This is a genomic window from Sporosarcina sp. AD_1, assembly GCF_057373025.1.
In genome coordinates this window covers 188,471-214,651 of record NZ_JBPVIR010000007.1, presented here as the reverse complement: position 1 = coordinate 214,651, position 26,181 = coordinate 188,471, and the positions used below count along the sequence as shown (strand labels likewise).

The window sequence follows — 26,181 nt, the reverse complement described above, 5'->3', positions numbered from 1 at the left end:
TGGAACAGCTCGTATCTTTCCTCAACCGCTCGTATAATCCTGTGACAGCTCGTATTTCGTCCCGAACCGCTCGTATTCGCCTCCAAACCGCTCGTAAAATACTTTTTGAAATAAAAGAATACGGCTCAACCAACTTCTTGATTGGTCAAAGGCATTCATCGCGTCATGGAGCAGGCAATGACAAGTTAATTCTCGCGGGCAAGTGCAAACGGTCTGACCTCTGGTGTCCTCTATCATCGTGCGGCAACCGAACCGCTCGTATATTTCTAGGACAGCTCGTATCTCGTCTCCAACCGCTCGTATAATTCTGGAACAGCTCGTATCTCTCCTCAACCGCTCGTATAATCCTGTGACAGCTCGTATTTCGTCCCGAACCGCTCGTATTCGTCTCCAAACCGCTCGTAAAATACTTTTTGAAATAGAAGAATACGGCTCAACCAATTTCTTGATTGGTCAAAGGCATTCTGCGCGCCATGCAGCAGGCAATGACATGTTAATTCTCGCGGCAAGTGCAAACGGTCTGACCTCTGGTGTCCTCTATCACTGCGTGAAGTAACGGGATGGGGTGTTCGGAGAAAAGTGGAATTAACAAAGAAAATAACAGGTTAAATAGCATGCAATTCAAGCAGTGAAATAACCAAAAAAGCTCAAATATGAGCTATTTTTGGCGAAATATTTTACTACCTTATTGAACTAAGCACCCGATGTAAAAAAAAGGGTCATGGGGACAAGTGTTTATAATCTACTACTTCAATTTTGAAATCGTGATTACATTTCATCTGATTCATCTTCCCACTATTACAGGACGGAGAAATCCTTATCATGACTAAATCTTCTTTCGAATTAAGTTGATTTTCAAAAGGGATTTGAATCTTTACTGTAACATCATAAGTATGGTTGTCATTGTAAGTTACACCAACAATCCTTTTCCAGTCCCAGGCAAGAAGCGGATCTCCCCCGTACTCCTGTATTACTCTTTTATCAATAATCGGGAAAACAATATCTGCAATAATGTCCTCTGTTGTGACGTACATCCCTTCAGCTTCAGAATGTGCTTCGGAAGTAACAATTTGCGTCAAGGTAAATACAAAACCTAAACATCCTATTAAAATCAAGTATGGTTTAACCATCAAAATGCACCTCAGCTCTGTGTTTACTCCTTATTGTTCCCATCTTGTGTTTTTTAACAAATAAAAAGAGCCTACTCTGCAGCTCAACTATCTTCTAATAAAGCACCTGTTTAGTTTAAGCTTCAGAATCTACTATACAAGTGATACCTAAAAAACTATCATCGTTGTTGTATCATTTTCATCTATTAGATACTTTATATTTTTGTCCTCAGTAGTCATTAACGAACTCCTTTCAGCTCCTCAAATTTTCATAACTAGTATCCCACCACATATAGGAATCTCCTAAAAACAACTAACTTACATTTTTGTCATAACACCTTTTCCCTTAATAGCTTGTGATACAATCGGGTTACCAATGCCGTCTCGAGCTTTAGGAGGAGTGAATATGTTCACGATACTCATCGTGGAAGATGAAACAAAAATTGCTAACATCGTCACCCAGGAATTAAACGGCTGGGGATATGACGTATACATAACAGAAGATTTTCAGAAAGTGGAGGATTTTTTCCTGCAAGTCCAGCCACACCTCGTTCTCCTGGATATTAATCTACCTTATATGAATGGGTTCTACTGGTGTGAACGGATCCGCCGCCACTCCAACGTCCCCATTGTGTTTCTATCATCACGTACAGAGACGATGGATATGATGATGGCGCTCAATATGGGCGGGGATGATTTTATTCAAAAACCGTTCTCCATGGAGATGCTGCTCACTAAAATCCATGCGCTCCTTCGGCGGACCTACACGTATCATCAAGCGGAAACCGATATTCTGTCCCACCGCGATATGACGCTGCATGTCAAGAAAGCGGCGGTCACCTGTCCAGCCGGCGAAATCGAATTAACGAAAAATGAATTTCGGATTCTCTGTATTCTGCTGGAGCATAAAAACGAAATTGTCCTGCGGGATGAATTAATGGCTGCCTTGTGGGAGGATGAAAATTTCATTGACGACAATACGCTGACCGTCAATATCAACCGGCTGCGGCGCAAGCTGAGCGAACATGGCCTCGATGACTACATCCAAACGAAAAAAGGGCAGGGATATATGCTCATATGAAAACATCCTTCCTTTCCTACATGCGTTTTCAAAAACGGCTGATCGCCATGTACTTCTTGATCATGGCGTTTGTAACCATCCTGCTGTACGTTGAGCCGACAATGTCGATTCATTTCATTAATTTACTCTATCTTCACGTCGTTTCGGCGTGTTTTCTATTTGCTTATCTGGCATTTGATTATTACATCATCCATAATCAATACAAATCGCTTACTTCCCGATGGAGCAAGGGGATGTTCATCCGGGAGGGCGTTGGAAATGCGAAGACGTACGAACAACAGTTGTACTTGGACTTTTTCCAATCCATCTACAATGAACACCAGCAGCAGCTGACCGCGACCCGCCAAGATAAAAAAGAATCGTTGGAATTCATGACGACGTGGTTCCATGACATAAAAACACCGATTGCCATCAGCAAGCTGATCCTTGAACAATCAAAAACTCAGCCGGATACCCTAAGCCTCCAGGAAGAAATAGCCCGTATCGAACGGAGTGTCGAGCAGGCGCTCTACTTCTCACGAACGGATCACTTTGCACAAGATTATGTCATAACCAAAACGGAGCTAGACCAGGTTGTCCGCTCGTTAGTGAAGCAGCACGCGAAGGAATTTATTCGCCGGAAGATAAAAGTAGAGCTGCAAGTGGAACCGCTTTTGGTACATACGGATCCAAAATGGTTGAATCATGTCCTGACCGAATTGATCTCCAACGCATTAAAATATGCAAGCAGTGAAGGGACCGTTGTCATCCGTTCAGAGGAGGATAGCGAGGAAATCCGATTACAAATCATAGATGACGGCATCGGCATTCTAAAGCATGACATAAGCCGCGTTTTCCAGCTCGGCTTCACTGGAACGAATGGGCGCACCCACAGCAAATCCACCGGTATCGGTCTTTATATTGCAAAAAAAATTGCCGATAAACTCGGACATGAAATGACCGTTAATTCCCAAGAAGGCAGTTCCACCACATGTACCGTCCATTTCCCTAAAAACTCCGGCTACTATTCCACGGTACAGTAAAACGGGAAGAGGTGAACCCCTTCCCGTTTACGGATTGACCAGCTTATTGGCAGTGGCGACCGTCATTTTGTAATAAACCCAATAAAGACAAGTGTAGACGGCGATACAGATTGACACCGGATAGACAAACTGAATGTCCATCACCTTTGAAAGCGACCCAAGAATGACGCAGCTATGAGCAATCCCAACAAGCAGCGGAAGGAGGAATAACAGCGACGTCTGCCGTGCAATAACTTGCTTCACTTTCCTTCTGCTCAATCCGATCTTTCGCAAAATCTCGTACCGTCTCCGATCCTCCGCAGCTTCGGTCAATGTTTTAAAATATATGACGCTCCCCGTTGCTATTAAAAAGACGAGTCCCATAAAACCAAAGACAAACACAAGAAGACCGTAAATCGATTGCGCAGTTTGATAGCTATCCGTGAAACTGTAGAACACTCTAGGCGACCGCTGGTAATGCTCCTCCGCCTCACCACTTGCAATAACCGCCTGCAAATCTTCTGTAAGAGCTCCCGCCTCCAGCTGGTTATCTACTGTAACGACCCGGGTCGTCATGGCGGCATTCCCCTTTTTCAAACGTTCATACATTCCATTATCCACAATCAAAACGGACGGCTGCACATCATACGAAAATAAAGATTCAATGCGATTCCCGGAAACTTGGAATGAAAACTCCCCTTCCTCACTCATCAACGCCACTGTCCGCCCCACATTCTCTTCCTCATGCTGGGAGCCAATAAAATTCCGGCCGATCATGACCGTCTCCCCGGCATCCAGTGGGTTCATTTCATTCCGGCCAAGCCGGTCCGCAAGCAAGTTATACGTAGAGAACGGCAGCACGGCAAAAGATTCCTCGTAATAAAAATAGCCGCCTGGTATGGTATCCAGCCCCTCAGCGGAACCCGGAACCATCAAATAATCAAAAGTCTCGTCAAAGAGAACAGGATGCTCCTTATTTTCATACAGCACTTTCGTAATCTCGTCATTCATTTCAACTGACTGCACATCCATCTGATAACTATACGGAACGTGGTCACCCAGTGTTTGCATCGTATTAAAATACATCGTATAGGCAAACCCGAAAGCAACTAACGTCATGCCATTGAGCACGGAAATGGCCGTAAGTAAAAATCCATTGCTCTTTAAGCGGCTTTTCAACTGTGTCAACGTCAATAAATTCTTCCAACGGTAATAAGCTTTCTTTCTTCTCTGCCATAATTCAACGAAAAAACTACTGCCCGTATGGAACAATAAATACGATCCTGCGACAAGCACGATAAGGGCGAGTGTCATGTTTCGGCCGAAATGTTCACTCCAGCTTTCCGAGTCATGTGCATGTAAAAGGCTCCAATAGGCTGCACCGATCAAACCTACAGCCAGCACCGCAAGCAAATAGGACGGCTTCCATTGTTGCTGCACCCGATGTTTCGCTTGAAACAACTCAATTAATCGGAAGCGGTACACGAGTAAATATCCGTGAAGGGATGCGATCAACATAATGATACCGAATACAATAGCCGTCTGCACAATCGCCCCAAGGTTGATTGAAAAATGAACGACGAGAGAAATTCCCATCACTTTTAAAAGAATCATGCTGAAAAAGGTCGAAAATAGTTGCCCTAACCCAATTCCGATGCCGAGCGCCAAGAGGCATAGGCACATATTTTCATAAAACAACATTCGGCCGATTTCTTTCTTCGTTCCGCCTACTAATGAATATAACCCGATTTCTTGCTTTCGGTTAGTAATGAAAAACGTATTCGAATACCATACGAAAACGATCATGAAAATGGCAAGAAAAACCGAAACGACTGATAACAAAGGCCCCATCTTGTCATCACGCCCAAATGCCTCTGAAATTTGTTCATTGTACTGCAGTGAAACAAATGTGAAATAGATGAGGACACTGAACACAAGGGATGCAATGTAAATCGCATATTTCCCTATGTTGTGCTTCAGATTTTTTAGGACGACATCATATAACGTCATAACGGCCGCCTCCTAGAGATGACAGCGTCGTGACAAGCTGATCAAAAAACCACTTCCGGTCTTTGTCCCCTTTCACAAGTTCCGTAAACAGCCTTCCATCTTTCATGAAAATGACACGGTCGCAGAAACTCGCGGCAAACGCATCATGTGTCACCATGAGAATCGTCGTCTTGTACTCTCGATTCATTAATTGAAAGGCAGTTAGCAGATCCATCGATGCTTTTGAGTCCAAAGCGCCCGTCGGTTCATCCGCCAGGACAAGCTTAGGATTATGGATAATCGCCCTTGCCGCCGCTGTCCTCTGCTTTTGCCCGCCTGACGTCTCATACGGATAACGCTCCAGTATGGGCGCAATGCCGAGCTTTCCCGCAATCTCGTTCACCTTCAGATCAGTCGTCACATAGGATTGATTGGCAAACGCCAGCGGCAGCATGATATTCTCCCGAATCGTCAAGGAATCAAGCAAATTATAGTCTTGAAAGATGAAACCTAGATTCGATCTCCGAAATTCGGATAACGGTTCGTCACGCATCCCGGTAATCTCCGTTCCATCAATTCGAATGCTCCCCGAAGTCGGCTGATCGATCGTCGCGAGTATATTTAACAAAGTCGTTTTCCCTGCGCCGGAAGGCCCCATGATCCCAACAAACTCCCCTTCATGGACCGTGACATCCACACCTTCCAGTACAGGAACCAAATTCGTTTTCGTTCCGAACACTTTATGTATGCCTTTCGCTTCTACTACAATCTCCATCAGCAAATCCCCCACGTATATGTTTGATAACATCATAACCCGCAGCAGCAGCGCAAACCATCGAAGGAACGAACAAAAAGCCCTCCGAATCTTACATTTTTGTTCGGAAGGCTTTTTTGAAATGAATAAAGGTTACCCGACTTCATGAAGCTGGATCATCCGTTGCAAGAAATCCAGCGTTTGTGTTTCCTCTCTTAATTGTTCCTGAATCCATACATACTCAGCTGCGACCAGACGGCTGATCAAGCCCGCCGCATGCGTATGATGGGTAGGAGTGATGTTTTCGTGAATCAATAAGAAATCCCTTGTCATCTCTTCCGGCAATGATTGCGAAACCGTCTTCAGCCCGAGTTGGGCCCGCTCCGGTGCATACCGATGTAGCAATGCCCTCGCCAGATGATGTACTACATTGGACAGCATCCGCACAGACCAAATGTCATTGCCACGTGCCGCCGACTTGCGGTACTGGAATAAAAACCAAGCGATGTCCATCACATCATCCCGGTATTCTTCCTTCGTAAGCGCTAACCCTTGCGTGGCAATAAATTCTCGCATAATATCTTTCGGGTCATACAACACAGTGAAATGGTCATGGCCCGGAAACGACTTTCTCGTCACCGTAAATAAATCTATATGTAGGTAATTATCAAATACCGCAATTAACTGGGGAGCGACTATGTAAATATCATCGGTAAAAATGATATCCCGGTAAGCACGCAGATGCTCGAGCCGCCTTTCCAGGAACCCCCGCTCCTCCCCCTGTTTCACCAGACAATACATGTCAATATCCGAATGCTCATCATGCTCGCCTCTGCCCATCGAGCCCTTTAAGAAAACAGCTTCTACATGCGGATCTTTTTTCAAGCTCTCACAAATCACCTGAACGGCAATCTCCTGTTGCTTCATTTCCTCACATCCTTATTGAATCCGTGTCACGGCAGCTCAAGCTCCTCAAAATCAACCACATTGATAACCTCGGACCAATGAAGCACCGTACCGACGAAATCCCGAATATTGAGATCCGCCATCTCATACGTCTGTCCGTTGTTTGTCGTACCCGTCGCATCTTCGATGAACGTCACCTGATACCCTCGGTCAAACGCTGCAATTGAAGTGAACAAGCAACAAAACTCCGTCATGAAGCCGGTAATATAAACATGCTCCACGTCATATCCATCCAGTATTTCAGCCAGATTCGTCTGATAAAATGAACTCGGCGTCCGCTTCTCAATCACTTGCTCCGCATATCCCTTCACCGACTCATGCAACTCCGACCCTCGGGAACCTTCATAGAGAGTGCTCTCCTCCACCGAATCCAAATGCCTCAGGAAAATAACCGGCTTGCCCTTCTCCTTAAAATGAAGAATCATCTTTTCGATCCTCGCCAATTCCTCTTGAAACTCCCCGTGCTCCACAATCCCGTTTTGCACATCTATCACTAATAAAGCTTCCATAGCTTAGTCCTCCGTCCATTGTCTTTCTACAATATTTCGCTTGCGATGCCATAAACTCCTTCTTCCTTCATAGGATTCTATAGAGAAGCATTGGTTTCCTGCTGAAACATCGGGTATTGCACCTTCAATCTGGGGTTACCACCGGCTCTCGGGCCTCTACCACCGGCTCTCAACCTATTACCACCGTCTCTCGAACAATCTCCACAAACTCCACAAATTCCTAAGCACCAATCCCCCAAAAAAATCCCTCTTAGCAAAAAAAAGAACCAGCTCTGAAAGCATGGTTCTTCATTAACACTTAATCACGCAGCATAACCTGCAGCGTTTTCTTTTTCCATTTCGTTTTGAAATAGGTGTATTGGAAAATAAAATTGACACAAAAGGCGAGTGAATAAGCGGCCCACACACCATTTATTCCGAGAGGCGTATGGTGAGACATGAAATACGCCGCCGGCACCTCAATTGCCCAGATTGTAAGCACCAAAAAGATAGTCGGCCACAGAACAACGCCTGTTGCACGCATTGTCGCCGTAACTGTTTGCATATGACCAAAGATGAGATAACTCCAAAATGTGATGAATAAATAATCCTTCGCAATGGAGAGCGTCTCTCCGTGATCAATAAAGAGACCTAATATCGGCTCGGCAAATAAATACATGACGCCGATAAAGATCCCGCCCAATACGTAGTTCAAGCGGACGCCGATCTGGCGAATTTGTTGAATCATCTCCGTTGAACTCGCACCAAGTGCTTGCGCGACAAATACGGACGTCGCAATCGCGATGCTCATCGCCGGCATCTGTGCATACCCGCCGATTTGATTGACAACGCCATAAGCTGCTGTCGCACTGGAGCCATAGATGTTGACGAAACCAATGATGGCAATTTCTGCGACCGAGATAGCGACCATACTAATGCTCGCCGGAATGGCCAGCTTCAGCAAGGAGGACAGGATATCCTTCTTTAATTTGAAGTATTGCAATACTGTGCGATCCAGCCGCAAGCTATGTTGTTTTTTGTGCAAATAAAGGAGCAATAGCACAAGGGTAATGAAATTGGACAACACCGATGCATATGCCGCCCCATTCAATCCGAGCCGAGGCAAACCGAGCCAGCCAAACATGAGGACCGGAAGAAACGCGATATTGGCAACAACGCTAATCACTAGGAAAATGAACGGCGTCTTGGAATCGCCAACGCCCCGTAGGAATGTCGTGTATACCATGTAAAGGAACATGACCGGCAAGGTGAAGAATAAGATGCGCGCATAGGAAACACTTTGTTCAAAAATGTTTTCTGGCGTTTGCATGATGCGCAAAATCGTCTCAATAAAAAAACCACCGAAAATCGCAACAACGACAGATAACAGCGTGGTCGCCGCCAAGGTCACACCTACGACTTGCTTCATTTTATCGACATTGCCCGCGCCATACGTCTGACCGACCAAGATCGAACTCCCTGAGCCAAGGCCGATTGCAAAGGCCATCAGGAAGAAGAAGAACGGAAAGAACGCAGAAATTGCGGCCAAGGCATCGACTCCCAGATATCTCCCCACTAAAAACATCCCAAAAATTTGACCAAGAGATTGCAAAATATTTGCCAGCATAACTGGCACTAAAAAGCCGATAAACGCTTTCTTTAAAGCTTTTTCATCACGTACTAACGTATGCTTCATCATTAGATCCTCTTGAGTTATATTTAATAACCCATTTCTTTTAAGATGTGTGACAGTGTGCGTAATCGCTCGCCGATTAATTCACCGTCTTCGTTTAAAGCTTGTTGGAACAATTGAATATCTTCTTTTATTTGTTCATTTTCCGTGCAAACTTCCACCGTCATGGCATCCCCTTGCAGGCCGACCCGCTTAATAACCGGATTTTCTGGATCATACAAATCCTCATGACGATAGGCCTCGCGGAAATAAAGCTGCGCCTCGCATACCAAAATTGCCAAATCCAAGACCCGATGTAGCGGCATTTCCTCCGATTGACGAGACCACTTACCCCCCGTATGCCGCCAAATCTTCGCTGAAATGTCCACCTTTCCCCGGTCATTCCACTGAGCTAGACCTAGGGATAACCCTTGGGCATCCGTCTTATACGCCGTCCGCCCATCTATATTCGCGTAATTCTCCGCGACAATCACCGGCTTATGTTTCAAATGTGTAGGGATTTTCATTTCCACTCTCCTCATTTACTGATTTACTAAATTACTAGTGCAGTAATCTTATATCAATAAAAATTTTGTGTCAATAAATAGTAGAAGTATTCTCAAGCAAAAAAATCCCGATAAATACCTCGGGATTTCTAACATGTGAATATGTGGATTTAGTTAATAAAGTGAAATCTTAAACCTACTTGATTTAGTATAAAGAAAGGTGAATGATGATGGTTAAAAGTATAGTCAAAACCGGATCCTAACCTAGTTTGTATTTTGATATTTAGAATGCAAATTCATTAAGAGTTATATGAAATTGGAAAGTAATATAGGGAGGAAATAATAGTATACTCTCAACTATATGATCATATCTCATTCCTTTCTAACTTTATCGAGCCTACACGCCTTCCTGTAGCTGTGGCTTCCCTCTTCATTAATAAAATGATTTCTCTACACCTTTAGCCTTTCACTTGAATTCAATAAATCCTTCAATTCCCCATCCAGCCAAGGATCCCCCTTCACCGTAATCACCTTCCGCCGATGCGGTTTCAAGTATTCCTGTAGCACCGGCCGCTTCCGCTCAAAATCCTCCGTCCACTTATACATATTGATCAGTATCTGAAAATCCGGCTTATACGCACAGGCCTCAATTCCAAGCACCTGTTTCACATGCCTGCGGAAGATGCGATATCTTCTTTTACGTAAAGGCGGATCCAGCCAAATAATTGCATCCGCCATATCAAACAGCGCGTGATAAGAAGGTCGATACACGCCTTCCATCACCCATCCTCCAGACCGGTCTATTTCTCGGATCACTTCCATCTGCTTGTCCGGGGAACGTTTCACCCGCTGCCCCTCTTTCTCATGATAAACAACTGCATCTAGTTCAACGAAAGGCAGCCCCAATTGCACGGATAGTTTTTTCGCATATGTCGTTTTCCCGCTCGCCACAATTCCCATGATGAACAGCTTCACATTTACCCACCCCTACCAAACTATATGTATCGCAGCACATCCGCCACTTCATTTACTTGCTTAATACCTGGCTCGCCCTCTGGAATCGGCACCTTGATGCCAAATCCTCTCATGCCCATCCGCCTTGCCAGTTCCACGTCGACTTCCGAATCTCCTATTACAAAGGAATTCTTCAAATCTATTGAAGGATAGTGATTTAAAGCTTGCAGTACCATGCCTGTTTCCGGTTTACAGCAATCACAGCCCTCATTCCGGCGATGCGGACAAGAATAGACAGCCAAAATGTCCACACCCTGTTTCTCCAACTCCAGCATTAGTTTGGCTTGAACTTTTTCATATTGCCTTAATGTAATGAATCCCTCATTAATTAAATATTGATTGGTAATAATAATGATGTCATAACCTTTCTGACGTACTTGACGCAATGTATCAATCGCACCCCGAAGAAAAACAGGCTCCGAAACACCTGTCCATTCTTCATCCAAATAATCTTCAATGATCGTTCCATCCCGATCAAAAAATGCAACCTTCATCACTTCCGCACCCACTCCAAAGCCTCCCTCTCAATCTCAATAGCTAGTTGTTCCTTTCCTCCAATATACGCCGCAATGTCCCTCGGATAGCGCTTTGCAAGTTCTTCTTTTAACTCTCCATATTTCCAAGCCACATCCAGATGCGCACGCAGATAATCTCGAAAAGCAAGATGCCGCCCGATTTCCGGAGACCCTTCCTCATATACATGAACATGGTGCGTCCGGTCATCCCCGCCTTTTTGAAAATAGCGTCTTCCGGCAATGCCATTTTCCCCCTTCGCTTCATAACCAAGCTCCCGCATGGCGTCATTAAAGGAATCAATTCTTGCAATATCCTTCACTACGGGCATGATATCGATAATCGGCTTTGCGGATAAACCGATGACCGATGTGCTGCCGATATGATGAATGGCGATCAATTCCGATCCAAACACACCTTGCAATTCCTTAGCAGCTTCTTGAAACTTCCATGGCCACTCATCAGAATAAGGCAGTACCACAACTTTTCTCATCCTATCACCTCACGGCTGCACACAAAAATTGCCCGTCCCCAGAAACGGAACGAGCCATTGATCGCACGCTAATTGTCTGTTCCGACTCCGCTGTCTTCGAGAAGAAGAGCAAGAAATCCTTTTTACGGTCCGTAAACTTCTGTCAACGACTTTCTCCCCGATTTGACTCGCCTAACATGAACATGTATGGAATCGATCGATTCTTCATCGAGCTCTACCTTTCCTTCTTTCTGCAGACGTTTCCATGATTTCACATCTTTTCGATATAAGTACTCGGACAATCGATAGACATCAGCATCCAATTTTAATCCTTCTTCGTATGTTTCCCGAATTTCCTTTTCCACCTGTTTTTCAACTTCTTTAACCAGCTTTCCATAAGTCGTTTTTCCTTGGACTGAAGACACGGCTATGTCAAAGCTGACGTCAATCTTAAAAGAGACAGTGGAACCATTTACAGTCGGTGTTACTTTCCTTTTTAAACTATCCACAATTAATGATTGGCGATTCGTTTCCTCTTCACCAGATTTGACCGACACTTCAATACGCTTCGACTTGTCTGTCATCCATTGAATTCCTCTCGCCTTATCATGGGCAATAAATCCTTTAAACTCCTTAGGCGACAGAATGCCCACGCCCGCCAAATCAGCAACTTTACTCGTTTGTTCAACAGTTTCCCAATTCTCTTTGACAATTACATAAGGCAGTGTCATTTCATGGCTCGGTTCATCCAGCCCGATGATTAACGTACGCATTGTAATTGGGTGAATAAAAGAGTTTTGTTCAAATGAATTTCTTGGATCCCCTAATTTCGATAATGTAATAGCCGTATTAATTATAGGCGTTGTCAGCAAAATATCTTTGACTGGATCGCTCGTACCATATAGCTGAACTTCATAACGTGTATCTCGATAACGGATGAACGTATCAACAACTGGATTGACCGCTCCAGCCGTCATCGCTTCCTCAGAAAATACGATATACGACAAATGTCCCCAGTAAACCCGACGATCAACTGAATTGTATAGCTTAAAAATTGCTTCATCTACCGTTTTCCCAGTTCCCAATCCCACTTCCGACTGTGCACGCGAACGGGTTGGCTGATTCATCTTTGCTGTACTTGCAAAGTCGATGATTTGTGTGTATACATGAAATTCTCCATCCTTATAATCGATTCCTAATCCATGTACATAAAGCATGCGCTCAGGCTCTGTGCGGTTCCAACAGCCCGTCAGGAGAATATTCATAATGATCATCACGAGTAAAATACGTTTTTTATTTTTCATGATTCTCCTCTTTAGCCCTAGTCTTGTCTTGTGGATTTAACATTTCTGGCCGATCCTTGTACTGGGCTGTCGGCATCCGGAAGAATGTCTTTGATAGACTGGACAAACTAATATCAGAAGTGAAGTTCAAGTATGGCGTGTCAAAAACTCGGATCTTCGCCAAATAAACGATGACGAAATAAAGCGAAATGAAAAATCCGAACAAGCCAAAAAATGCAGTTAGCGCTATAAAAAACAATCGAATGATACTGACCGCAGTGACAAGCGATTGATTGACCAAAGTGAATGTCGCTATAGTGGAAGATGCAATGACGACTATCATAGCAGGACTTGTGATTCCGGCGTTGATGGCCGCATCTCCAATAATTAATCCTCCCACCACACTAATCGTTCCTCCAATCACCGCAGGCAGCCGCAATCCCGCTTCCCGAAACAACTCAAACATGAAAATCATGAGCAACATTTCCATCACGGTTGGAAATGGCAGCCCCGTGCCTGATTCGACAACTGTGGCCAATAGCTGCATCGGCATCTGGTTTTGATGAAAGGTAGTAAGCGCCAGCCAAAACGCAGGCAGCATCCCTCCAATTACAATTCCTGAAAAACGAAGCAATCGTTCAAAGGAGCTAAAAATAACCGGATTCTCATTATCTTCTCCCGACTTTAGTAACAGACCAATATTAGCTGGTGTAATAATTCCATACGCTGTACCGTCTACAAATATTAGAAAGCGCCCCCTTGCGAGAGATTGCACCGCATGGTCCGGCCTACCTGTTAAGTCATGAAGTGGAAATAAAAGTGGGTTTTTTTCCACCTTTTCCATTAGAATATCTCCGCTAAATACAACATCGATATCCACTTGACTTAAACGTTGCTGTAGAGTTTGCAATGTTTTTTTATCCGCAATATCATCAAAATACAGAAGAGCTACAGTCGTCTTGCTCCTTCTACCTAATTCAAACTTCTCTACACACAAAGAATTCGTTGGAATCCGTTTACGAATGATCGCTATATTTGTGGCAACATCCTCAATAAAGTCATCCCGAGGGCCTTTTACCGAGACTTCCAATTTTGTTTCTTCCGGATTTCTGTTCGGCTTATGAGCTATGTTGCTGGAGTAGATCTCATCGGGGTCTTCGAAGCAAAGTATAACGTTTCCTGTATATACCAAAGAAATAATGTCACTTTTTTTCGTGAGTTTTTGAATCGCAGGAACGTGAAGTTGCCCTATAACATCTCGACCCGTCTGCATCTTTTCCGTTCCTTCGCAAAACTCTTGCACTCTCTTCACGACTAGTCCATGTAATAATTGTTGATCGACCATTGCTTCACAAATAACAAAGACCACTTTTTGGTCTTTAAATGTATACTCCTGAAAAAGAATATCCGCAGATTTCTCAAATAGTTTTTTTAACGTGTCCACCGTAATTGCATCTTCTGCAGACTGCATGCTTCTCATCACCCATCTTCAGTTGGATTCTGTTTTGCTTTCTTCGTTGATTTTCGGGAGAAAAAGGTTAGAACGGTAAAAAATATAGACAGCAGAACGAAGGTTGCAAAGCTGCCCTTTAACAAATATTCACCTTTTAATATTAGAAATTTATGATCGCTCAAAGTCAGAAGCGGGATGCATATAAAGAAGAAAGCAGGGGCAATTACCCTCCATACTTGTTGCTTCTTTTTTTCCCACCCAAGTAAATCAATTGCGATATATAGAAGGAATCCGACCCGAATAAAAGTCCCGGTCAACCATTGATAAATGGAGAGAAAGTCAACATGCTCAATAAACCGTCCAATGCTGACAAGTCCCCATTCCTCATAAGCCGGATACCTTTGCTTACCAGCTTCAACTGGACCAAATTCTGTGATAGCGCCTATGTACGGGCCTATTGTTAAGAACAACAGAATCATGAGGATGATGAAAAAATGTTTAAAACGCAGTGGTTTTTTACTGCGATGCTGGATCAACAGCAATAAGGTGATTTCAACGAAACCAGACCCGGGATATATTGCCCCATGTACAATCGGTTGAAAACCATGTTCAAAAAAGGGCTGTAACAATTCATAATTTTTCACTTTGATATTGGTGAAGGACACAAAAAAGCCCAATACGACAACGACAGCTAACACAAGCACATTAGCCATCACAATAACGGACAGGCTCGTCGTGGCAAAATAAACGCAAAGTATCACATAAATCAGCAACATGAAAACAAATGGAGTTTCAGGCAAAAAGGTTGCGTTCACCCATTGCAAGGTTTCGTCGATTGTAAAGGATGCCAAAATAAGCAGGTACAACGCGATGGCATACCGAACAAAGCCTGAGCCCACTTTTCCAAGTTTTTCTTGCAACCAATCCTTTGCAGGGACTCCGTTCATTTTTTTTACTACGTAAACAAGAAGCAGCAGCCAGGGTACTGCAAAACCTGCCGCCAATAAAACGGAAGCCCATCCGTCCCTCCCGGCCTTTTCTATTAAGGGCGGCAGTATAGTGACATGATTTTTGAGACCAATTACGGTCATCGCTAAAAAGATGATATGCAAAATACTGATCTTGCCCGAGTTTTTCATGTAACAACCTCTATCGTTTGTTTGTCCTCTTATTCTTGACACCATACAATGTAAATATAACCAGTTGATTGAAAAACACGATATTCACGCCCTTCTAGATGGATTCCTGTCAACGACAAAAAATGCAGACAAGAAGATAACCTGTCTGCACGAGAAATAGCTATTCATTTTTCTGTCATGGTAATCTCATTAGACTTGGATTCAAGAACCCGTTTCCAATACGCCCAAGCCTCCAAATATGTATCCAAATCATGAGGATGCGCTTGCTTACAGATGCCGATCCGAGTGTATAACTGGAACACAACTTCCTTGATCAGTCGGGATGTATCCATCTGTATAGAGTCCAACAGTTCAAAAGAGGAAAAAAGCGCTTCTACTGTAAGGTCATCCGGAGAAGAACAAAAGGCATACGTAAAATCATAGAGGACAGGCCCTATAATAGGAGAAGGGTCGATGACACCTGCCAGGCACTCGTTCTTGAACACGAAATTATGGACACCCGTATCCCCATGCAAGTAATATTTCACTTCGTCTGCATCATACATCGCCAGTTCCTCGACAATCAACTCCATTATGGAATGGTCTTCATTGGATAATAAATCCCCTACATTTTCATATGCATATTCTAAGCTCTTTCTGTTAAAATCCGACCAAGCCGACCTTGGCTCGCCTCCCACCCGGCCCCAGGGCCATTGTGGGTCGAACGGTTTATAATGATTTAACACCCGTGTCACGAGAAGTTTCATCCATTCCGACTTCGGCCCCCGATTCGTATGTGTCGTGCCATCCGTGTATTCATATAGTATCCATCCATCTTCCACGTCGACAGCATATACTTTCGGGAATAAATCAATTGTTCTATATGAGTCATAAAATCGCTCGACAATCCCAATTCCGATTGGATGATCGTACTTTAAAATATACTTTTCCTCTCCTGAAATGAAATACACACGTCCACTAGTTGTCCCACTTTTCAATTCTACGAGATCATAGTTTCCGATCGGAATAATGCCCTTGCTTTGGAGTGTTTTAATCATCTATTTGGCACCTTACCTTCTTTTTGAAACTTACAATGGCCATCTTCCGATTCACCAACGAGAGTAAACCCATTCTCCGCATAAAATTCCGCTAACTTATTATGTCCAGATACACAATCCAGACGGATCGGTTGATGATGATTATTAAAAATCCATTGCAAGAGGTACTGTCCAAACCCCTTCCTCATCATGTGAGGTGCGACTGCCAGCCGATGAAGATAAAGGACGTCAGCTTGGTCCTCATTTCCCCATATGTATTCATCCCACTCACTTTGGCGCGGGTAAAGCGTAAAGGTGGCAACCATCTCGTTGTCCAGATGGACCACATATGTATCTCCCGACTGGACGGCCTGCCTGATCTCTTCATCCTCTCCGCCTTCCAACAAAAATCCCCATTGATCGATCTCATTCGCTTTCAGCCATGTCGCTACTTCTTTTAATAAGGTGATGACCGGTACAGCATCCGTTGCGCTCCGTATATCAAGTGCTTGTTTTGTCATGAGATCCTCCCCTTTTCTTACTCCTTACTTTCGCTTTCTCCCCGTCAGATTCCTCTTACTAGAGAGGTGAATTTGTAAAAGTGGCGAATAGATCCAGTATAGGAGGATGGCTAATGAAAAGAATTGCGCTACTTTTGATCATGTTTCTTTTAGCTGCTTGTAACAAGGAAAAGTCCTTTGATTTTCCACCATATGAAGGAAAAGATTTATCGATAGGCGTCATTGGAGAACAACCCGACATCGATTCAGACAAGATTCGATTCCAAGAGCTATCGTTCGATGAGTTGCTGCATGAAGTAAAGACCATCCCTGAACGATTCGATGCGATTTTTATCATGCCGGAAGAATTATCCGAAGCTGCCGATGATGAACTAGCCGAGATTTATAAGCAATTGACAATCCCCACCATTTTTATTGATTCAAGAAAGAGCTATTTCCCTTTTGTAACAGAAGGAGTGTCATTCGAATCTGCTCCTGACATGGGACACGGCTATGCTTCTGGGATTTTGTTCGTCGGCAATCTGAGAACGTATGAATTCGGACTCTACAATGACATACGAACGGAAGAAACCATTAAAGCAACCTATACTACCATTTTCGACACGATAGAAAAATTAAGTGTTTATAATGATAAACGAAAATAGAGGAATCCCGTAAAAAACATCGAATATATATTCGTATGAAGCGAGGGGGTTAAGTTGATGGTTTTAGAAACATTGAAGGTAAACAAAATGAGTTGGGATGAAGTGGCACATCGCTTTTATGGGCGCAATCCGCTTCCGGACTATGGGCCGCTTGCGCCGAGCGAAGAAGACTTGCAGCTACTTGGGGATGTGGCAGGATGTAAAGTGCTGGATATCGGCTGCGGAAGCGGCCATTCACTGCTTTATATGAATGAACGAGGTGCCGCCGAGTTATGGGGAGTTGATTTATCCCATACACAGATCGAGACAGCTAGAAATGTGCTGACCGATGTGACAACACCCGTACAATTATTCGAGTCGCCAATGGAGAAAGATCCTGGTTTGCCGAGCCATTATTTTGATATCGTTTACTCGATTTTTGCACTCGGCTGGACGACAGATCTTCAGGCAACCATCCAAAATGTCCATCGATATTTGAAAACAGGCGGGACTTTCATTTTCAGCTGGGAGCATCCGCTGCATAGCCGTGCGAGACTAATGGATGGCGGCCTCCACTTGGATAAGTCGTATCACGAGGAAGGTCCGTATGATCACGAAGCGTGGCACGCACCCGCTATCATGCAGCAATTGAAAGTAAGTACATATATCAATACGCTCGCCGACCACGGTTTTCAAATTGAGAGGGTCATCGAGGACGTGGCTCTCACAGAGGAAGATCGCGAAAAGCATGAAAATCGCTGGTACTCATATGAGAAAGCAACAAAGCTGCCGACAACGTTAATTATTAAATGCAAGAAATTATAAAACAAAAGTCAACTGCGCCTGAACTTCATAACCCAAGCGCAGTTTTTTCGCAGTTATATTGAATAATCCATTTCACTGCATCGAGCAGGTTTTCAGCAATGTAATCAGGCTCGATGTCCGCCCACTTATGCTTGTAGTCGGTGCAAGAACTTATCCCCCATCCAGTTAACACGAGAATCTTCTTCGCACCGACTGCGTGAGCTGCCAGCATGTCCGTCGCTCCAACATCACCAATAAAAGCCGTATTCGATAGGTCGATACCGTGTTTCCTTGATGCTTCCCACAATAGGCCCGGGTTCGGTTTATGGCATTGACATCCGTCTTCTGGACTGTGCGGACAAATAAATGCATCATCAAACCCATACGACTGGAACTCCTCTAGAAACTCCTGCGTGGAGGCTTGGCCCTTGCTAATCCGATGCTGGTTTGTGCAAGCAAACATCTTAATATGATGTTTTTTCAACAAGGCAAATGCCTCACGACTGAAGGGATACAGTGTAAAATCTCTTGGATGAATAAAATGTCCGGTTCCCCCTATCGTGCCGTCCCGATCAATAAAGACTCCTTGAATTCCCCCCATTTTCCTTCCCCCTTCCCTTCTTTCATCATAACGTAGTTGTAAAACTATTTCGATAGAATGGTTGACAGAAAAATTTGGACATGCTACCTTTAATCAAATCGAATAGCAGACGGAATAGGTGATCTGAGAAGTCTCAGATCTTAAATGGGAAGCCGGTGAGCAATCGAATCCGGCGCGGTCCCGCCACTGTGACAGCCTTTGTGCTGAAGCCAGATACCAGCCTAGTTCAACAACGCTGTAAACCTACGGTCGATAGGGAGGTGTTAGATGGATACGCGCAGGCGAAGTGCGTGCTTTTTTGAGCATGCCTTTCAAAATACCGTACATTTCTGACTCCCCGTTGGAAATGTATTTTTTTATGCAATCAAATAAGAAAGGGTGGACTACATGACAACAATCAGCAGCACAATCGGATATCCCTATATCGGTGAAAACCGGGAATGGAAGCGCGCGCTTGAAGCGTTCTGGAACGAAAAGATTCAAGAGGAGGAACTGGTACAAACGATGAAGGAACTGCGGCTTTCCTTCCTTCAAAAGCAAAAAGAGGCAGGCATTGACGTCATTCCCGTTGGAGATTTCACTTTCTATGACCGCGTGCTCGATACCGCCGTTATGTTCGGCATGGTTCCTGATCGATACAACTGGCGAGGCGGCCAGGTATCGCTTACAACCTATTTCTCGATGGCCAGAGGAAATAAAGAAGCGGTCGCCTCTGAAATGACGAAATGGTTCGATACAAACTATCACTATATCGTGCCGGAATATGGGCACCGGAAACTCACCTTGACGGAAAATAAGCCCCTAACCGCATACAGAGAAGCTAAGGAAGTTCTCGGAATTGATGGCAAGCCTGTCTTGATTGGCCCCTATACATTTTTAAAACTATCAAAGGGTTATGAAGATCACGAGATTCCCGCATTTCTTCTTCAGTTGCTTCCGCTGTACGAGCAAATTGTTAAGGAACTTGCGGCAGAAGGCGTGCATTGGGTGCAAATTGAAGAACCGATTTTATCTACCAGCATTACTCGCGATGAAATGAAGACAGTGAAGGAGATTTATTCCCAGCTAAAGAAAGCCGTTCCGGAAGTAAAAATCATGCTGCAAACGTATTTCGATGCAGTCGAGTGGTATGAGGAGACAACCGCCCTTCCTGTAGATGGCATTGGGCTCGATTTTGTGCATGGCGGAGAGGCAAACTTGAAGAACTTGCGGACGTTTGGCTTTCCGGCAGATAAATATTTCGGAGCCGGCCTCATTGACGGACGCAATATTTGGCGGGCAGATCTTGGAGCGAAATTGGATATAGCAGATGAGCTGCTGCGCTTCGTATCAGCTGATAAACTTTGCATCCAGCCTTCCTGCAACTTGCAGCATGTGCCTGTCTCACTAAAATCCGAAACACAGCTAGAAGAGGCACTTCAGGGAGCACTCGCCTTTGCTGACGAGAAACTGTCCGAAATCCAGATAATCACTAAAGGCATCAATTAATCACGTGCATCCGTACGCGACGATATTGAAGAAAGTGCCGCCGCATGTAAACGTCTCGCTGCTTTACCCGAGCGGAACCGGGCGGATTTGGATTCGGAAATAAGAGCGCTTGGCAATGGAGACAGCAGCCGTAATCTTCCTTACGCAGAGCGCCGGATTGCACAACAAGCCGCTTTCTCACTGCCCTTCTGCCAACGACAACGATCGGCAGCTTCCCGCAGACCCCTGAAGTGCGCAAGACGAGGACCCAGTGGAGAAAAGGCGAGCTGACAGATGTGCAATATGCGGAATTTATTAACGCCAACATACGCGAGTGGGTTGAAATCCAAGAAGAGATCGGACTGGATGTTTTCGTTCACGGTGAGTTCGAACGGACAGATATGGTGGAATACTTCGGAGAGAAATTGGACGGATTCGTATTTACCGAAAAGGCATGGGTCGTCTCATATGGGTCGCGTTGCGTGAAACCGCCGATCATCTATGGCGATGTCGCATTCGTTGAACCGATGACCGTCAAGGAATCCGTCTACGCGAAATCACTGACGGACAAGCCGATGAAAGGCATGTTGACAGGACCGGTGACCATCCTCAACTGGTCATTTGTCAGAGATGACGTGAGTTGGGAAACTGTCGCCAACCAACTGGCCCTTGCAATTCGTAAAGAAGTGGAAGCGCTCGAAGCGGCCGGCATCACGATGATTCAAGTCGACGAGCCCGCATTGCGCGAAGGCCTGCCGCTAAAGCGGAATGAATGGAGCAATTACTTGGAGTGGGCCGTCAAAGCGTTCCGTATTGCGACTGCGTCAGTCAAGGAAACGACGCAGATCCATACCCATATGTGCTATTGTGATTTCAATCAATTCATTGACTCCATCAGCGCATTGGATGCGGATGTCATTTCAATTGAAACATCACGCAGCCATGGCGAACTCGTACACGCCTTTAATGACAATCATTACGATAAAGGAATTGGCCTCGGCGTCTATGACATCCACAGTCCCCGCGTCCCATCCGTGGACGAGATGGCCGCCATCATTGAAAAAGGACTTGAGGTGTTGTCCCCTGAACAGTTCTGGGTCAACCCCGACTGCGGCCTAAAAACGAGGAAGCATGCCGAAACCGTCGCTGCGCTGACGAATATGGCAGCTGCCGCAAAGCGCGTGAGAGAACAACTCTCTGTTGCGCAAAGCTGATGAACTAAAAGACTTTCCCGCCTGGCATGGGACATAGCCGGGCGGGATCTTTTGTCGTTGTCCGATAGCTCTCTTTGTAGATACAATCACCGAATAAAATCGGTTATTTGTTTCTATCACCGGCTGAAACGTCCTATCACCGGTTAAGCCAGTTCTATCACTGCCTAAAATGAGTCTATCACCGGGTAAACTACTTCTATCATCGGCTAAAATGAATTAATCACCGCTTGCCCCCACTCAGAACAGCCCTGCTACCACTTAGAAGCATATTATTGCCTCTCTTCACAGTCCAATCACCACACAGCTGCCCATTATCTCCACTTCGCAGGATTGGAGCGTCTCCCTGTTCCGATCCATCAACCGATCATTCGGCCGTTTTTCCATACGCGACAGTAGACAACTCCACTTCCACTTGTTCCCCGCCGCGAATCATTCGAAGTAAAATATGTTTGCCGACTTCTGCCTCAGAGATGGCAATTTCCACCTCATCATAGGTTGCTATTGCGATGCCATTGACGTGGGTCATGATATCCCCGACTTTCACCAATCCTTCTGCCGGTGTATTCGGCCTAACTTCAACGACTTTGGCTCCCGGCTGATCGCCTGGATTCGTCCGATGCAGCACACCGATCCAGCTTTTCCAGAAACGCCCCCGTAAGTCTGTGTCCTCCTCATAAACACTTTTTAGATTTCGCATGAACTGATACGTGCCAAAGGCCATATTGTCAGCTTCCATCATCTCAATATCCCCACACCAAGAACCAATATATTCGATGCCTACGAGAGAGCCCCCTTCTTGTGGCGTGATCGTCCATTTCGTCACATGACCGTCTACATCCTCGAGCACGATTTTCTCAATTTCCACAAGCTCCTTGATGGTGCCAACATAACTGACACCCCACCCATAATCAAGGCTCATCGTGCCACCCACGCGGATATCGAGCTCGCATTCTCGCGTCTCCCAGCGATTCCGCTCTTTGGGAACGGTCAATGCTTTCCACACCTTGTCAGGCGATGCCTTGACAAAAATCTCCCGTTTCACCGATTCAATTGTCTTCTCCATCTTGCTCCCCCTCCACATAAGCTTTTAATTTCAATAATTTGTCTTCCAACAGACTTCCGATTTCCAGCTGAAGCTTTTGGTAGCCATCCGAAAGGGCTTCCTCATTCAGCCGATACACCCGAAACCGTCCTTCCTTCCGCTCGCTCACTACATTTTCTTCTAGCAAGATCGCGATGTGCTTCTTCACAGCAGGTTGGGAAATGGTAAATTGGTCGACCAGCTCCGACTGCGTATATTCATGGCGAGACAACAAAGATAGTATTTTCCTACGGGTTGGGTCTGCGATTGCCCGATAAATATCCGTCATATCAAAGCCTCCAATATATAACCTTTTGGTTATATATTAAATATAGCAAGCTAACCGACAATTAGTCAAGTAAAATTCAAACTATTACAAGGATTGATTAAAAATCCCCTCCAGCGGCTCCCAAGGATAAATGGCCGCTTCAAATTTCTTGTCAATTACAGCAGGATCATTGTTTGCAAAATCCTGTGCTTCCTTGAAACTATCTACTTCTAAAATAATTAATCCGCCTGTATGATCCATAAACGGCCCGCCAGCAATCAAAATCCCTTTCGCCAATGCTTCCCTTACATATTCCCGATGGGGAACAAGCCCTTGTTTCCAATGCGGCTATCCCTGCTCACATGCCGAACCTGTTGTAAAATGAATGACAAATTTCATTCCATACACCCCTTTGGTTAGTTGGTAACCTCCATTAGCACTTCTTTCGCAAAATGATAGAAAGAAGAATATGGCATATGATGCAGCTGATCGACTGTCGATCTGGCCAGTTCCACCGCTTTGTCTTTATTCCCCAGATGATCAAGACAAAGTGCTTCATAGCTATTGGATAAAATACGAATCGCGAAATCGAGCGGGTTTAACTTGACCTGCTCGTTTATCGTAATTTGATTGTCCGTAAACAGCTGCAGAGCTTCTTCATACCGTTCCAGCTGAGTCAGTGCCCTTGCTTGTAAATTCTTCACAGCGAAGAGATATTCCTTCTTCACCTCTCCGGGCATGTGGCTCGAAGCTTCCGTCTTGGCCACCAGCTGTTCCGCTTTGGAAATCGCCTTTTCATATTGCCTCTCAAAAAATTCTTCCAGAAAAATTGAAGTCAGTTCATGTTCAAACTGTAAACTGATATTCTTGACCGCCTGGACAAACAGACAGCAGTCTTCCACATACTCCCGAGCGGCTTCCATTTTCTGTTCATCATAGTAAAGCCACGCTTTCGCATTAAGCACATTGTAATAAAAATCAAGCACCAGATGTTCGCGAGTAAATTGGATTGCATTATCCAACTGGTTATGCGCTTCCTCGTTCCGTCCCAAGGAGACGAAGGCAAAAGCTTTCTGCGAAATCAATTGGACATAAAGTGACTTCGTTTCGACACTGTCCATGACCGTTAACTGCTCGAGCGCTCGGTCGATAATCTGAATCGCCTCTTGATAACGAGCCTGATCAAATTCAATATCCGCTAAAAAGGAATAGCACCTGACCGCTCGCCACTCCATTTCTAGCTCCCCGTACAACTCTATTGCCTTCATCAAATACGGTTCCCAGTTGTTATGTTCCTGCTGGTTATATTGTTCGATCGCAAGTACGTAGAGATAGTACAAGCCCCTCGCATACATCTCATTCATTCTGGCAGCTTCATAGCCTGAAGAATGGTTGTCTAGAACCGGCTTCATCAAATCAAGCGCCTTGGCTACACCTTCCCACCCCGGTTGATAGTACAACGCAAGCACATCATGAAGCACCTGTCTCATTTTACTCCGCGGGACTTCCTCCACCAGCTCCGAAATCTCGACGCCCAGCTGCCGTGCAATATGCTGCAACCGCTCGATGGAGGGCTGCGTTTTCCCATTTTCAATTAAACTAATCATGCCACGAGATACATGCTCATTCGCCACATCTGAGATAGTCATCTTTTTCTCGGTCCGGATCCTTTTAATATTTTCTCCGACATGCGTCAACACGCTCTCCTCCTCGTCCGTCAACTGTTATAGCCAGTATATCACGTTTAGCAAATAAAATATTTTTGTTTAATATATTGAACACCGGCTCTCTATTGTGCTATGTTTAATATATTAAACGAAGAGAGGCTGAGAAATTTGATTAAACGAAACATGTCACTTATCGTGACCAATCAGTTTTTAACGGCACTGGCGGACAGCATTTTCATTATCTCCATCATGTGGTATATATATGAAATTACGCAATCACCGCTTTCATCCGCACTTTTTATGGTAGTCAACTCACTCACCAGCATAGTGATCGCTCCTTTTATTGGAGTACTCGTTGACCGAAGGGAACCGAAAACCTCCATGCAGATTGGATATATCGTGATGGTGTCGATTGGAGTGGCTCTCGCCTTGCTCTATCTGTTCTGGCTTGATGGCATCGCCTTTTCCATCTACGCCATGCTTATTGTCCACAATACTTGCATGTTTTTCATCGGGCCTGCTAAAAACAAGCTCCTACCCCGCATCGTCGGCGTACAACGGATTGTAAAAGTGAATGGGTACATTTCTTCAACAAGTGAGACGGCTAGTTTAATCGGGCAAGGTATCAGTGGATTCCTCATCGCATTGATCGGATTTGTCGGTGTCATGCTGTTTCATTCGGGTGTGTATATTATCGCTAGTATCCTGCTTATTTTTGTAATTAATATTTCCTTGCCGAAAGAGGAGAATGAGGAGGAAGCTGAGACCCCCAAAAAGAAGTCCATGCTCCTTGAGCTGAAAGAGGGCTGGTCCATTCTGAAGGACAACAAGTCAATATTAAAGCTGACGTTGCTTGCCTCCCTGCTGAATGCGACAACGATAGCGGGTTCTTTAGTGGTAGTACTCGTATCCGACTACTACGGCGGCACAGCAATTGAATTTGGTTTATTTGGCGCATTTGCAGCGGTTGGCGGTATCTTAATCGGTCTTGTCGCAAATAAAGTGTCGTCATTTGCAAAGCCCGGGATGGTTATGTTCTTGATGCTGTCAATCGCCGGCTTCGCCCTTCTCGGCATGGGCATCACAACAGCGTTGTACATGGGCATTCTCTTATATGTCATCATGAGTATGCTCATGACCATCTACGGCATCCTATATAGCGCTTTGTTCATCGTCCTCGTCGAAGACAAATTTCGCGGGCGGGTCTTTACCCTAAACGGAGCCATTTCCTCCTTCCTCATGCCGGCATTCGCCATTGCGGGCGGTATTATCGCAGAACAAGGTTTTCCAGTGAATAAATTATTTATTGTTGCGGGAGCTTGGGTTGTCCTGTTGTCGCTATTTTTGCTGGTTGACAAAGATTTAAGATCGATTGAGAAAGTTGGTACTTAAGTCAGATTCCTTCAACTCTAGATTTAGTCTTAAGTTGCAATTGGCTGACGCTCGTAAAAGTTCCAGCTTTAAAGTTACTGTTGAGAA

Annotated in this window: 25 protein-coding genes, 2 pseudogenes and 1 riboswitch; of the genes and pseudogenes, 6 read left to right on the top strand and 21 right to left on the bottom strand. The window is 44.8% G+C overall.

What is annotated here, in order from left to right; all coding sequences use genetic code 11:
- Positions 1-21: 21 nt before the first annotated feature.
- Positions 22-441 carry a hypothetical protein gene (locus tag ACSW3C_RS15260; protein WP_486563655.1) on the bottom strand — a complete coding sequence of 140 codons (420 nt, stop codon included), beginning with the start codon at positions 439-441 and terminating at the stop codon, positions 22-24.
- Positions 442-719: 278 nt separating this feature from the next.
- Complete coding sequence (locus ACSW3C_RS15255; protein WP_486563654.1) at positions 720-1,130, bottom strand: hypothetical protein; 411 nt, start codon at positions 1,128-1,130, stop codon at positions 720-722.
- 385 nt (positions 1,131-1,515) lie between these two features.
- Here ACSW3C_RS15255 and ACSW3C_RS15250 point away from each other — a divergent pair, with 385 nt between their 5' ends.
- On the top strand, positions 1,516-2,190 hold the full coding sequence (locus tag ACSW3C_RS15250) for a response regulator transcription factor (RefSeq protein WP_486563653.1): 675 nt from the start codon (positions 1,516-1,518) through the stop codon (positions 2,188-2,190).
- The gene (locus ACSW3C_RS15245) at positions 2,187-3,212 is read left to right on the top strand and encodes a sensor histidine kinase (RefSeq protein ID WP_486563652.1); all 1,026 of its coding nucleotides are present in this window, start codon (positions 2,187-2,189) and stop codon (positions 3,210-3,212) included. Before ACSW3C_RS15250 ends, ACSW3C_RS15245 begins: the two co-directional genes overlap by 4 nt.
- 27 nt (positions 3,213-3,239) lie before the next feature.
- On the opposite strand, the gene ACSW3C_RS15240 is transcribed toward ACSW3C_RS15245, so the two are convergent.
- The 14 genes from ACSW3C_RS15240 to ACSW3C_RS15175 all read right to left on the bottom strand — a co-directional run bounded on the left by ACSW3C_RS15240 (position 3,240) and on the right by ACSW3C_RS15175 (position 16,977).
- The gene (locus tag ACSW3C_RS15240) at positions 3,240-5,201 is read right to left on the bottom strand and encodes an ABC transporter permease (RefSeq protein ID WP_486563651.1); all 1,962 of its coding nucleotides are present in this window, start codon (positions 5,199-5,201) and stop codon (positions 3,240-3,242) included.
- Entirely contained in the window at positions 5,188-5,955 is a 768-nt protein-coding gene (locus ACSW3C_RS15235) for an ABC transporter ATP-binding protein (RefSeq protein ID WP_486563650.1), read from the bottom strand. The genes ACSW3C_RS15240 and ACSW3C_RS15235 overlap by 14 nt, the downstream gene beginning before the upstream one ends.
- Before the next feature lie 132 nt (positions 5,956-6,087).
- Positions 6,088-6,861 (bottom strand): nucleotidyltransferase domain-containing protein, encoded by a 774-nt coding sequence (locus tag ACSW3C_RS15230; protein ID WP_486563649.1) that lies wholly within the window; start codon positions 6,859-6,861, stop codon positions 6,088-6,090.
- A 26-nt stretch (positions 6,862-6,887) separates the two neighbouring features.
- The gene (locus ACSW3C_RS15225) at positions 6,888-7,409 is read right to left on the bottom strand and encodes a cysteine hydrolase family protein (RefSeq protein ID WP_486563648.1); all 522 of its coding nucleotides are present in this window, start codon (positions 7,407-7,409) and stop codon (positions 6,888-6,890) included.
- A gap of 298 nt (positions 7,410-7,707) precedes the next feature.
- Positions 7,708-9,087, bottom strand: coding sequence for an MATE family efflux transporter (locus tag ACSW3C_RS15220; RefSeq protein WP_486563647.1), 1,380 nt, complete (start codon positions 9,085-9,087; stop codon positions 7,708-7,710).
- Positions 9,088-9,107: 20 nt separating this feature from the next.
- The gene (locus tag ACSW3C_RS15215) at positions 9,108-9,587 is read right to left on the bottom strand and encodes a DUF6530 family protein (protein ID WP_486563646.1); all 480 of its coding nucleotides are present in this window, start codon (positions 9,585-9,587) and stop codon (positions 9,108-9,110) included.
- 429 nt (positions 9,588-10,016) lie between these two features.
- Positions 10,017-10,541, bottom strand: coding sequence for a P-loop NTPase family protein (locus tag ACSW3C_RS15210; RefSeq protein WP_486563645.1), 525 nt, complete (start codon positions 10,539-10,541; stop codon positions 10,017-10,019).
- A 20-nt stretch (positions 10,542-10,561) separates the two neighbouring features.
- Entirely contained in the window at positions 10,562-11,089 is a 528-nt protein-coding gene (locus ACSW3C_RS15205) for a D-glycero-alpha-D-manno-heptose-1,7-bisphosphate 7-phosphatase (protein ID WP_486563644.1), read from the bottom strand.
- Positions 11,074-11,586 carry a GrpB family protein gene (locus tag ACSW3C_RS15200; RefSeq protein WP_486563643.1) on the bottom strand — a complete coding sequence of 171 codons (513 nt, stop codon included), beginning with the start codon at positions 11,584-11,586 and terminating at the stop codon, positions 11,074-11,076. Before ACSW3C_RS15200 ends, ACSW3C_RS15205 begins: the two co-directional genes overlap by 16 nt.
- A 122-nt stretch (positions 11,587-11,708) precedes the next feature.
- Positions 11,709-12,869 (bottom strand): Ger(x)C family spore germination protein, encoded by a 1,161-nt coding sequence (locus ACSW3C_RS15195; RefSeq protein ID WP_486563642.1) that lies wholly within the window; start codon positions 12,867-12,869, stop codon positions 11,709-11,711.
- Complete coding sequence (locus ACSW3C_RS15190) at positions 12,859-14,319, bottom strand: spore germination protein (protein ID WP_486563641.1); 1,461 nt, start codon at positions 14,317-14,319, stop codon at positions 12,859-12,861. Before ACSW3C_RS15190 ends, ACSW3C_RS15195 begins: the two co-directional genes overlap by 11 nt.
- A gap of 8 nt (positions 14,320-14,327) precedes the next feature.
- Positions 14,328-15,440 (bottom strand): GerAB/ArcD/ProY family transporter, encoded by a 1,113-nt coding sequence (locus ACSW3C_RS15185; RefSeq protein WP_486563640.1) that lies wholly within the window; start codon positions 15,438-15,440, stop codon positions 14,328-14,330.
- 164 nt (positions 15,441-15,604) lie between these two features.
- Positions 15,605-16,477, bottom strand: a complete 873-nt coding sequence (locus tag ACSW3C_RS15180) for an aminoglycoside phosphotransferase family protein (RefSeq protein ID WP_486563639.1) — start codon at positions 16,475-16,477, stop codon at positions 15,605-15,607.
- Positions 16,474-16,977 carry a GNAT family N-acetyltransferase gene (locus tag ACSW3C_RS15175; protein WP_486563638.1) on the bottom strand — a complete coding sequence of 168 codons (504 nt, stop codon included), beginning with the start codon at positions 16,975-16,977 and terminating at the stop codon, positions 16,474-16,476. The genes ACSW3C_RS15180 and ACSW3C_RS15175 overlap by 4 nt, the downstream gene beginning before the upstream one ends.
- 113 nt (positions 16,978-17,090) lie before the next feature.
- On the opposite strand from ACSW3C_RS15175, the gene ACSW3C_RS15170 reads away from it, so the two are divergent.
- Both ACSW3C_RS15170 and ACSW3C_RS15165 read left to right on the top strand, forming a co-directional pair.
- Complete coding sequence (locus tag ACSW3C_RS15170; RefSeq protein WP_486563637.1) at positions 17,091-17,621, top strand: hypothetical protein; 531 nt, start codon at positions 17,091-17,093, stop codon at positions 17,619-17,621.
- 57 nt (positions 17,622-17,678) lie between these two features.
- On the top strand, positions 17,679-18,425 hold the full coding sequence (locus ACSW3C_RS15165; RefSeq protein ID WP_486563636.1) for a class I SAM-dependent methyltransferase: 747 nt from the start codon (positions 17,679-17,681) through the stop codon (positions 18,423-18,425).
- A 25-nt stretch (positions 18,426-18,450) separates the two neighbouring features.
- Here the strand turns inward: ACSW3C_RS15165 and ACSW3C_RS15160 are convergent, their stop codons facing one another.
- The gene (locus tag ACSW3C_RS15160; RefSeq protein ID WP_486563635.1) at positions 18,451-19,005 is read right to left on the bottom strand and encodes an HAD-IIIA family hydrolase; all 555 of its coding nucleotides are present in this window, start codon (positions 19,003-19,005) and stop codon (positions 18,451-18,453) included.
- Positions 19,006-19,104: 99 nt separating this feature from the next.
- A riboswitch (cobalamin riboswitch) is annotated at positions 19,105-19,244 on the top strand.
- Between the two features lie 148 nt (positions 19,245-19,392).
- Here ACSW3C_RS15160 and metE point away from each other — a divergent pair.
- Positions 19,393-21,686: pseudogene (metE, locus tag ACSW3C_RS15155) on the top strand (5-methyltetrahydropteroyltriglutamate--homocysteine S-methyltransferase).
- Between the two features lie 364 nt (positions 21,687-22,050).
- Here metE and ACSW3C_RS15150 read toward each other — a convergent pair.
- The 4 genes and pseudogenes from ACSW3C_RS15150 to ACSW3C_RS15135 all read right to left on the bottom strand — a co-directional run bounded on the left by ACSW3C_RS15150 (position 22,051) and on the right by ACSW3C_RS15135 (position 24,732).
- On the bottom strand, positions 22,051-22,749 hold the full coding sequence (locus tag ACSW3C_RS15150; protein ID WP_486563634.1) for an SRPBCC domain-containing protein: 699 nt from the start codon (positions 22,747-22,749) through the stop codon (positions 22,051-22,053).
- Entirely contained in the window at positions 22,733-23,056 is a 324-nt protein-coding gene (locus tag ACSW3C_RS15145) for an ArsR/SmtB family transcription factor (RefSeq protein ID WP_248512237.1), read from the bottom strand. The genes ACSW3C_RS15150 and ACSW3C_RS15145 overlap by 17 nt, the downstream gene beginning before the upstream one ends.
- An 84-nt stretch (positions 23,057-23,140) precedes the next feature.
- Positions 23,141-23,344, bottom strand: a pseudogene (locus ACSW3C_RS15140) (YciI family protein); the annotation flags it as partial.
- Between the two features lie 107 nt (positions 23,345-23,451).
- A complete protein-coding gene (locus ACSW3C_RS15135; protein ID WP_486563633.1) occupies positions 23,452-24,732 on the bottom strand; it encodes a helix-turn-helix domain-containing protein in 1,281 nt (426 codons plus the stop codon).
- Between the two features lie 138 nt (positions 24,733-24,870).
- Between ACSW3C_RS15135 and ACSW3C_RS15130 the strand changes: the two genes are divergently transcribed.
- Complete coding sequence (locus tag ACSW3C_RS15130) at positions 24,871-26,094, top strand: MFS transporter (protein ID WP_486563632.1); 1,224 nt, start codon at positions 24,871-24,873, stop codon at positions 26,092-26,094.
- Positions 26,095-26,181: the final 87 nt, after the last annotated feature.

Bases quoted from the DNA above. Each gene is read 5' to 3' on its own strand.
- ACSW3C_RS15255 (WP_486563654.1), bottom strand. From the start codon at position 1,130: ATGGTTAAACCATACTTGATTTTAATAGGATGTTTAGGTTTTGTATTT.
- ACSW3C_RS15250 (WP_486563653.1), top strand. From the start codon at position 1,516: ATGTTCACGATACTCATCGTGGAAGATGAAACAAAAATTGCTAACATC.
- ACSW3C_RS15245 (WP_486563652.1), top strand. From the start codon at position 2,187: ATGAAAACATCCTTCCTTTCCTACATGCGTTTTCAAAAACGGCTGATC.
- ACSW3C_RS15240 (WP_486563651.1), bottom strand. From the start codon at position 5,201: ATGACGTTATATGATGTCGTCCTAAAAAATCTGAAGCACAACATAGGG.
- ACSW3C_RS15235 (WP_486563650.1), bottom strand. From the start codon at position 5,955: ATGGAGATTGTAGTAGAAGCGAAAGGCATACATAAAGTGTTCGGAACG.
- ACSW3C_RS15230 (WP_486563649.1), bottom strand. From the start codon at position 6,861: ATGAAGCAACAGGAGATTGCCGTTCAGGTGATTTGTGAGAGCTTGAAA.
- ACSW3C_RS15225 (WP_486563648.1), bottom strand. From the start codon at position 7,409: ATGGAAGCTTTATTAGTGATAGATGTGCAAAACGGGATTGTGGAGCAC.
- ACSW3C_RS15220 (WP_486563647.1), bottom strand. From the start codon at position 9,087: ATGATGAAGCATACGTTAGTACGTGATGAAAAAGCTTTAAAGAAAGCG.
- ACSW3C_RS15215 (WP_486563646.1), bottom strand. From the start codon at position 9,587: ATGAAAATCCCTACACATTTGAAACATAAGCCGGTGATTGTCGCGGAG.
- ACSW3C_RS15200 (WP_486563643.1), bottom strand. From the start codon at position 11,586: ATGAGAAAAGTTGTGGTACTGCCTTATTCTGATGAGTGGCCATGGAAG.
- ACSW3C_RS15195 (WP_486563642.1), bottom strand. From the start codon at position 12,869: ATGAAAAATAAAAAACGTATTTTACTCGTGATGATCATTATGAATATT.
- ACSW3C_RS15190 (WP_486563641.1), bottom strand. From the start codon at position 14,319: ATGCAGTCTGCAGAAGATGCAATTACGGTGGACACGTTAAAAAAACTA.
- ACSW3C_RS15185 (WP_486563640.1), bottom strand. From the start codon at position 15,440: ATGAAAAACTCGGGCAAGATCAGTATTTTGCATATCATCTTTTTAGCG.
- ACSW3C_RS15180 (WP_486563639.1), bottom strand. From the start codon at position 16,477: ATGATTAAAACACTCCAAAGCAAGGGCATTATTCCGATCGGAAACTAT.
- ACSW3C_RS15175 (WP_486563638.1), bottom strand. From the start codon at position 16,977: ATGACAAAACAAGCACTTGATATACGGAGCGCAACGGATGCTGTACCG.
- ACSW3C_RS15170 (WP_486563637.1), top strand. From the start codon at position 17,091: ATGAAAAGAATTGCGCTACTTTTGATCATGTTTCTTTTAGCTGCTTGT.
- ACSW3C_RS15165 (WP_486563636.1), top strand. From the start codon at position 17,679: ATGGTTTTAGAAACATTGAAGGTAAACAAAATGAGTTGGGATGAAGTG.
- ACSW3C_RS15160 (WP_486563635.1), bottom strand. From the start codon at position 19,005: ATGGGGGGAATTCAAGGAGTCTTTATTGATCGGGACGGCACGATAGGG.
- ACSW3C_RS15150 (WP_486563634.1), bottom strand. From the start codon at position 22,749: ATGGAGAAGACAATTGAATCGGTGAAACGGGAGATTTTTGTCAAGGCA.
- ACSW3C_RS15145 (WP_248512237.1), bottom strand. From the start codon at position 23,056: ATGACGGATATTTATCGGGCAATCGCAGACCCAACCCGTAGGAAAATA.